Source organism: Neorhizobium sp. DAR64860/K0K1 (assembly GCF_050500205.1).
GTDB lineage: Bacteria > Pseudomonadota > Alphaproteobacteria > Rhizobiales > Rhizobiaceae > Neorhizobium > Neorhizobium soli.
On record NZ_CP191458.1, the window covers coordinates 653,845 to 662,500 of the forward strand.

The 8,656-nt window shown below is 55.3% G+C and carries 1 protein-coding gene, 1 tRNA gene, 2 rRNA genes and 3 pseudogenes; 3 read left to right on the forward strand and 4 right to left on the reverse strand.

The window, feature by feature from the left end:
* Positions 1 to 136: 136 nt before the first annotated feature.
* Together ACQY1J_RS02910 and ACQY1J_RS02915 are read left to right on the forward strand one after the other, a co-directional pair.
* Positions 137 to 1,883: pseudogene (locus ACQY1J_RS02910) on the forward strand (hypothetical protein); the annotation flags it as partial.
* A gap of 65 nt (positions 1,884 to 1,948) precedes the next feature.
* Positions 1,949 to 2,212, forward strand: a pseudogene (locus tag ACQY1J_RS02915) (transposase); the annotation flags it as partial.
* Between the two features lie 238 nt (positions 2,213 to 2,450).
* Here the strand turns inward: ACQY1J_RS02915 and ACQY1J_RS02920 are convergent.
* Entirely contained in the window at positions 2,451 to 3,503 is a 1,053-nt protein-coding gene (locus ACQY1J_RS02920) for an IS110 family transposase (RefSeq protein ID WP_430249310.1), read from the reverse strand.
* 64 nt (positions 3,504 to 3,567) lie between these two features.
* On the opposite strand from ACQY1J_RS02920, the pseudogene ACQY1J_RS02925 reads away from it, so the two are divergent.
* Positions 3,568 to 4,388, forward strand: a pseudogene (locus ACQY1J_RS02925) (IS3 family transposase); the annotation flags it as partial.
* Positions 4,389 to 4,701: 313 nt separating this feature from the next.
* On the opposite strand, the gene ACQY1J_RS02930 reads toward ACQY1J_RS02925, so the two are convergent.
* The 3 genes from ACQY1J_RS02930 to ACQY1J_RS02940 all read right to left on the reverse strand — a co-directional run bounded on the left by ACQY1J_RS02930 (position 4,702) and on the right by ACQY1J_RS02940 (position 8,218).
* Positions 4,702 to 4,778: transfer RNA gene (locus ACQY1J_RS02930), tRNA-Met, on the reverse strand.
* Positions 4,779 to 5,034: 256 nt separating this feature from the next.
* Positions 5,035 to 5,149 (reverse strand): 5S ribosomal RNA (rrf, locus tag ACQY1J_RS02935).
* A 255-nt stretch (positions 5,150 to 5,404) separates the two neighbouring features.
* Positions 5,405 to 8,218: ribosomal RNA gene (locus ACQY1J_RS02940) — 23S ribosomal RNA — on the reverse strand.
* Between the last annotated feature and the right edge of the window lie 438 nt (positions 8,219 to 8,656).

Genomic DNA, 8,656 nt, shown 5'->3' on the forward strand with positions numbered 1-8,656 from the left:
ATTGCTCAGCACCACAATCTGCATCTCTCCATTCAAGAAGCAGCGATCGACAGCTAACCTCTTGCCCTAAACATATTTTGTTAATGGGCGCCCCCTATTTCCGCTCGCCCTCAGCACTGGTGCCGAGCGAAAAGGAATGAGCATGACCAAACACGACCTTTCATCACGACATTTTCAGCGAAAAATTTCGGAATTCTGCGAGCTTCGTATCGCTCCAGTCGCATCCAGGCGGGTGTTCGAAGATATACGGCCCTATCTGGCCAGTTTGATCATCTACCGCAAATCGCCCCCGCTTCTGAATGGCCATATCGACTGGAAGATGATCGGTCAGGCCTGTGGGATCGAAGCCGAGTTAACGGCAGAACTCAAAAAGCAGGTCCGGCCAGGCTTGGATGCAATCATCCGCTGGCTCGGCGCACCACCAGCTACCGAAGAACGACGACCACCAAAGCCGACAGTTAGCACGGGTAAAATGACGCCCGCCAAGAAGGCAGCTTCCGCATGCTCCGCCCGACAGCCACAACGCGCGGCGATCGCTGGCACCTTTCTCCGGTCTGCGTCAACATCGCCCGGCCCAGCACCAAAACCGATAAGCCCTTTCCCAGAAGCACTATTTGAAGCGACAGAAGATCCGGCGAGCTTTCAGGACGCATTGGTCTTACCATATGCGTCGGTTCGGCGACACCTATTGGCAGCTTTACCGCGCCGTTGTTCATCTGAATGAGACCTTCGACAACAAGACGCTGCTATCCTGGATCCACGAAGAGCGCGTGCCCCGATCTGTTGCCAGTTTCAACATCCTCCGCCGCATCGAGCGACGCTATCGACTTTCAGAGGGATATTTCAAAGAGAAACTGCCGCATCAGGCACGCTCGCTGTATGGTCACGATCTCGGTGACATCAGCCCAGCTGAGCGTCGACGGATTTCACTGCACCTGCCCGAAGACTTCAACAGCCTGCCCTTTACCAAGCGCGAGGAGATCCTCGATTGGGTGCGCCGGGTGATCATTTCCGGCTCTACGGGATATCGCCGCTATCAGGCGGCGGCCAGCAAGCAGCGATATGCCATCCGATTTCCCGGCGTCACCTATGGCAGCAGTTTTCTTTCCTCTCGGTCATTGGCATCGGCGGCCGGCACCAATCAAAACGTTGCCGCAGAACTTGATGACCCTGATCTGCTCTCCGGCATTGCCGACGCACCGCCGAGACTTGCCATGGAAATGGCTGATCTCATCCGCTTCAAGACTTCGACGCTGACGGCGATTGGGTTCCAACGGAACGGCGTCTGGGGTGAAGAAACGGCCTCCCAGAAGATTGAGCACCTCGGCTTGATGTTTGGTGCGCTTGCTGCCTCGCCAAACGGTGTCGTCAAGGGTTTCGGTGTGCCAGTCAGCCAGTTAAGCTTCGGCCTTCTCGTCTTCCCTGGCGTTTGGGACTGGTATCTGCAGTGGCGGGAACAGCGACGTGGCTTCTACACCAAGTGGGAAGAAGACATGCTGATGGTCGCCGAAGCCCTATCTCGCGCGGAAGTCGGTTGGATCCGGCAGCATCCGGAGCTGCTCTGGAATGTCAGGCCTATTGCGGGCTTGATTGAGCAGGAAGAAATCGATTTCGCGGCTCGCGATTGGCATGGCGGCTGTGATGCGTTTCACCGACATGCCGCTAACCGTTCCAAGGAGATCCAGCGAGTGATGCGCGTGCATCGCGATCCATTTGAACCGATCATGTGTGTACTTGAAGCGGACAGCCCGCTGGCGGAATATCGTAAGATCACGGACGAGATCGTGAGACACATGCCGGATGAGAAGAGATATCCACGACCGGCCGCCGAAGCCGTTAGATCATTCCTATTGCTTCGGCTGGGCCTGCACCTTGGGCTCAGACTGACCTGAGACCCTAAACTTCCACCAGATTTTGGTAGAGTCCGTCACAACGAGGAGACGGACGAATGAAGCGTTCACGGTTCACCGAAGAACAGATCATCGGGATATTGAAGGAGCAGGAGGCGGGTGCGAAGACAGTTGACGTCTGCCGCAAGCACGGCATCTCGGACGCAACCTTCTACAAATACAAGGCGAAGTATGGCGGCATGGACGTGTCCGATGCCCGCAAGCTGAAGGCGCTCGAGGACGAGAACGCCAAGCTGAAGAAGCTCTTGGCCGAGGCCATGCTGGACAATGCGATCCTGAAGGATGTCGCGTCAAAAAATGTATGGTCCGCCCCGTCCGTGCAAGGGTTCGCGACATCGCAAATGACGATTCCAGTTGCATAAATGTATCCGGCCTCTCGCGAGTGGGCTGCGGTTGCAGCCAGGCCATGATGAGATCCGCACACGCCGTTCCCAATAAATGGTTCGGGCACGAAGCCCGCTTTTTTGCACAGGACTTACGGCATGTTGATCCACTGTTTCGTCATCACTATTCCCGAGCCTTGCAATCGAGCTTGGAGCTTCAGGTGAAGGCAGGGTCTCTGCGTTCGTAGAGTGCTCCAGGCTTGGTCAGGACGACCCAGACAATCCGGGCCATTTTTGCGGCAAGTGCGACGACAGCTTTGTTTGGGTGCATCCGGGCTTGAAGGCCATCCAGCCAGTTCCCCAGTCGATCCCGTGTTCGGTCGAGATGCCGAAAGCATGATCGTGCGCCATGCACGAGAAGTTTGCGAACATAGCGGTTTCCTCGCTTGCTGATGCCGAGAAGCTTTTGCTTTCCGCCGGTCGAGTATTCTCGCGGCACGAGGCCAAGCCACGCAGCCAGATCGCGGGCTTTTTGGAATTGCCGACCGTTGCCAATCGCAGCAAGAAGTGCAGTCGCCCCCAATGCTCCGATGCCGGGGATTGTCATGAGCCGTCGAGCCACATCCTCTCGACTGGCTATGGCTTCAATCTCGCGTGTGACGTCACCGATACGTTGTTCCAATTGGCGTAGATCGGCAAACAGATCTGCGAGCAGCTTACGCATCGCCGACGAAAGGTCGTTCGATTTGTCTTCGAGAACCTGTGGCAGGTCGAGCTTGAACAGACCTGCGCCCTGACGCAGCGCGATCCCGTATTCGAGGCAAAAGGCTCGCATCTGATTGATCAGCCGGGTGCGCGTTCCGATCATCTGGTCTCGCACCCTGTGCAAAGCCTGAAGATCGGCTTGTTCCTCGCTCTTGAGTGCTGCAAACCGCATCGTTGGTCGCGTAGCTGCCTCAGCGATCGCCTCCGCATCGATGATGTCGGTCTTGTTCGATTTTACGTAGGGCTTCACAAATTGCGCCGGAATCAAGCGCACCTTATGTCCCAGAGCCTTTATCTTCCTGGCAATCCATTGAGAGCCAGCGCAAGATTCAATTCCCACGATCGCCGGCGCTGCGCGCTCGAAGAACTGTAGCAGCGTATCGCGTCGGAAACGAACCTTCTGAACTGGCACGCCATCGCTTCCGAGACCGACGACGTGGAAGATGTTCTTACCGATATCAATTCCGTAGACAGCCGCTGAACGCGGCACATTGAGTTGTGGCATTGCAACCTCCTTCGGTTTGACAGCCTCATAATGCTACGGGAGGACGAGGCGGACCATCCCATTAATGGTGACGCCCGATGTGAAGCGGGATGTGGTGGCTCATGTCTGTGCGCAGCATGGAGTGAGCCAGCGTCGGGCGTGCGAGGTTCTGTCGTTAGATCGGTCGAGCATGCGATACCGCAGCGTGCGGCCTGACGATGCGACTATTCGGGAGGCAATGAAGAAAGTGGCGTCGGAGCGCCGACGCTTCGGTTATCGCCGCATCCACGTGATGCTCGACCGTCAGGGGATCGTCATGAACCTGAAGAAGCTTCGACGTCTCTATCGGGAGGAGAAGCTGACGGTGCGCAAGCGCGGCGGCCGAAAGCGGGCCTTGGGGACAAGACGCCCCCTGGCTCTGCCGTCACGCCCCAACGAGCGCTGGAATTTGGACTTCATCAGCGATGCCTTCACCGACGGTCGCCGCTTCCGGGTGCTGGCGGTTGTCGACGATTTCACCCGCGAATGCCTGTGCCTGGTCGCCGACACATCTCTGTCGGGCGCTCGGCTTGCCCCCGAGTTGGACACCCTTATCGTCAGACGGGGGAAGCCGAAGACGATTGTCTCGGACAACGGCACGGAGATGACCAGCATGGCCATCCTCAAATGGTGCCAGGAGACAAAGGTCGAATGGCACTACATCGCCCCCGGCAAGCCGATGCAAAACGGCTTCGTCGAAAGCTTGAGTGCCTCAACGAGACCCTGTTCTCGTCACTCACCCAGGCCCGCGCCGCCATCACCGCATGGAAGGAGGATTACAACAGGAACAGACCCCACTCGTCGCTGGGCAACATCACACCCAGAGAGTTCGCAATGAAAATGGCTATGGAAAAACAGGCCGCATGAGGCCAGATTGAAAACGCAAGACTCTCTCGAAAACTGGAGGGGAGTTGGGTCTCAGGTCAGGTGGTCATCGCGCCATCGTCGGGTGGCAAGACGGCGGAACTGACCATTCACGGTCGCCTCGCCGCGATTCTGGCCGCCCAGGAAGCCTGGCGTGAGGTCTCCTGTGACCTGCGGCATCAACAATCTTCGGAGTTCGCCCGCATACGTTCTGCTGGAGAGTTCAAGTCACTTGCCGACAAGACAAAATTCCTGCACCGCTGCGAAGCCTTGCTCGCCGAGCGTGAGGGGGAATGGTCGAATTTACAAGTTTCGGTGGTTGCGGGGGCAGGATTTGAACCTGCGGCCTTCAGGTTATGAGCCTGACGAGCTACCGGGCTGCTCCACCCCGCGCCAAGCGAATTTGGCGTTGCCAAATTTCGCGTCTGCATCACAGCGAAGCTGTGATGCCTGTGCCGGAGCAAATCCTTTAGGATTTGTCTCCTGTCAGGGACGCACCGGCTACAGACCGAACGTCCCATTATTTCGTTAAACCCCACCAACGACAAAAGGCCGCTTTGGGAGCGGCCCTTGGTTTGGCCAGGGGCCGGTTTGTTATGTGTGAGAAGATTGTTTGGTCCATCCTTATGGATGGCATTGCCTTTAATAGACCTGGCAGCGACCTACTCTCCCGCGTCTTAAGACGGAGTACCATTGGCGCAGGGGTGTTTCACGGCCGTGTTCGGAAAGGGAACGGGTGCAGCCACCCCGCAATGACCACCAGGTCGATTAAGGGCAATGTATGCGTGGCAATGGGCGACCATTGCAACGCTTTATCGAGAAGCTGGCGGAGGCGAACCCCCTTTTGTCTTAATTGAACACGTCTTTGTTTGCCGTCTGGTTTGTCGGAGCGTAGCTCCGCAAGGCCAGAGGCCGTCGCCGAACGTTCGGCGGCCCGTCCGGAGCGTTTTTCACGCGTCAGGACAAAACAGATGTCATCATCGAGGTGCGCAGCACCTTGATGAGCATAGTCAATGAGAACGATGAAGCCAATCGGGCTATTAGTAAGGCTAAGCTTCATGCATTACTGCACGTCCACACGCCTCCTATCAACGTGGTCGTCTTCCACGGCCCTGATAGGGAATACTCGTTTTCAGGTGGGTTTCCCGCTTAGATGCCTTCAGCGGTTATCCCTTCCATATATAGCTACCCTGCTATGCCGTTGGCACGACAACAGGTCCACCAGAGATATGTCCATCCCGGTCCTCTCGTACTAGGGACAGATCCTGTCAATATTCCTACACCCACGGCAGATAGGGACCGAACTGTCTCACGACGTTCTGAACCCAGCTCACGTACCGCTTTAATTGGCGAACAGCCAAACCCTTGGGACCTGCTCCAGCCCCAGGATGCGATGAGCCGACATCGAGGTGCCAAACAACCCCGTCGATATGGACTCTTGGGGGTCATCAGCCTGTTATCCCCGGCGTACCTTTTATCCGTTGAGCGATGGCCCTTCCACGCGGGACCACCGGATCACTATGACCGACTTTCGTCTCTGCTCGACTTGTCAGTCTCGCAGTCAGGCGGGCTTATGCCATTGCACTCGACGACCGATTTCCGACCGGTCTGAGCCCACCATCGCGCGCCTCCGTTACTCTTTCGGAGGCGACCGCCCCAGTCAAACTACCCACCATACACTGTCCCGGATCCGGATAACGGACCGCGGTTAGACATCCATGACGATAAGGGTGGTATTTCAAGGATGGCTCCACGAGAACTGGCGTCCCCGCTTCAAAGCCTACCACCTATCCTACACATGCCGACACGAATGCCAGTGTAAAGCTATAGTAAAGGTGCACGGGGTCTTTCCGTCTAACCGCAGGAACCCCGCATCTTCACGGGGAATTCAATTTCACTGAGTCTATGTTGGAGACAGCGGGGAAGTCGTTACGCCATTCGTGCAGGTCGGAACTTACCCGACAAGGAATTTCGCTACCTTAGGACCGTTATAGTTACGGCCGCCGTTTACTGGGGCTTCAGTTCAAAGCTTGCACCTCTCCCTTTAACCTTCCAGCACCGGGCAGGCGTCAGGCCCTATACGTCGTCTTTCGACTTCGCAGAGCCCTGTGTTTTTGATAAACAGTCGCTACCCCCTGGTCTGTGCCACCCCTTTCCACTTGCGTAAAAAGGGGTCACGCTTCTTCCGAAGTTACGCGTGCAATTTGCCGAGTTCCTTCAACATAGTTCTCTCAAGCGCCTTGGTATGCTCTACCTGACCACCTGTGTCGGTTTCGGGTACGGTCTATACGGTGGAGCTATTTCCTGGAACCGCCCCGCTGCACATCCAATCCAATAAGGAGGTACAACTTACGCGATCCGTCACTACCACCAGGCCCACGAATATTAACGTGGTTCCCATCGACTACGCATTTCTGCCTCGCCTTAGGGGCCGGCTAACCCTGCTCAGATTAACTTTAAGCAGGAACCCTTGGTCTTTCGGCGAGGGGGTCTCTCACCCCCTTTATCGTTACTCATGTCAACATTCGCACTTCCGATATCTCCAGAGGCCCTCACGGGTCCTCCTTCACAGACTTACGGAACGCTCCGCTACCACATACACTTGCGTGCATATCCTCAGCTTCGGTGCATGGCTTTAGCCCCGTTACATTTTCGGCGCAAAGACCCTTATTTAGACCAGTGAGCTGTTACGCTTTCTTTAAATGATGGCTGCTTCTAAGCCAACATCCTGGTTGTTTTGGGATCCTCACATCCTTTCCCACTTAGCCATGACTTGGGGACCTTAGCTGGAGGTCAGGGTTGTTGCCCTCTTCACGACGGACGTTAGCACCCGCCGTGTGTCTGCCGACTAGTACTCCTCGGTATTCGGAGTTTGGTTAGGATCAGTAAGACGGTGAGTCCCCATAGCCCATCCAGTGCTCTACCCCCGAGGGTATTCGGTCGACGCTCTACCTAAATAGATTTCGCGGAGAACCAGCTATCTCCGAGTTTGATTGGCCTTTCACCCCTAGCCACAAGTCATCCCAATCTATTGCAACAGATGCGGGTTCGGCCCTCCAGTTGGTGTTACCCAACCTTCAGCCTGCTCATGGCTAGATCACTCGGTTTCGGGTCTAATGCATCTAACTAAATCGCCCTATTCAGACTCGCTTTCGCTGCGCCTACACCTACCGGCTTAAGCTTGCTAGATACACTAAGTCGTTGACCCATTATACAAAAGGTACGCCGTCAGGCCCCTTACTAAAAAGAGCGCCCTCCGACTGCTTGTAGGCATCCGGTTTCAGGTTCTATTTCACTCCCCTTGTCGGGGTGCTTTTCACCTTTCCCTCACGGTACTTGTTCGCTATCGGTCATGCACGAGTACTTAGGCTTGGAGAGTGGTCTCCCCATGTTCAGACAGGATTTCACGTGTCCCGCCCTACTCAAGGACAATGTCTGTTCTACGCTTACGGGGCTATCACCCACTCTAGCCAGGCTTTCCAACCTGTTCAGCTTTATTCAACATTGCCACTGGCCTGGTCCGCGTTCGCTCGCCACTACTTACGGAGTCTCGGTTGATGTCCTTTCCTTCAGGTACTTAGATGTTTCAGTTCCCTGAGTTCGCTTCTTGTCCCTATGTATTCAAGACAAGATACCTTATTAACAATACCTAGAAATCTAAACCGTCCCGAAAGACGACTTAAACTTTCTAGGTATTTAAGGTGGGTTGCCCCATTCGGAGATCCATGGATCAAAGCTTATTCGCAGCTCCCCACGGCTTTTCGCAGCGTATCACGTCCTTCTTCGCCTGTGCATGCCAAGGCATCCACCAAATGCCCTTAAAACACTTCATCGTTCTCATTGCCAATGCTCATCAATATAGCTCACCCCAGAGGAGCAAGCGGAAGGGCTACCTTTTACAACCCAACCTTCTCATGATGCCATCAACGTGTTCGATCAGGCCACTTTATTGGAACCACGCCGAGCGGTTCACTTGTGTCCTGATCTTTAAGACCAGCTTCTCGAGATTAAATCCGGGTCCGCGCGGTTAGCAAACGGACATCAATAAGTCGTCAGAGGTGGTTTAGGGCCAAGCCCCAAAACACCAACAACGACCGACCAGAGTGACATGCTTCCTACCTACTCCAGCTCTTCCTCCAGATCCGACCGGCTAGGTCATCCTTGGTATCATCAGAACCGGGCTCGGACATCTTTGAGGTAAAACCCAAAAATACCTGGAAGCATCCAGATCAATCTTCTCTTCACAATTTTGCAGAACAGGCAGCACTCCT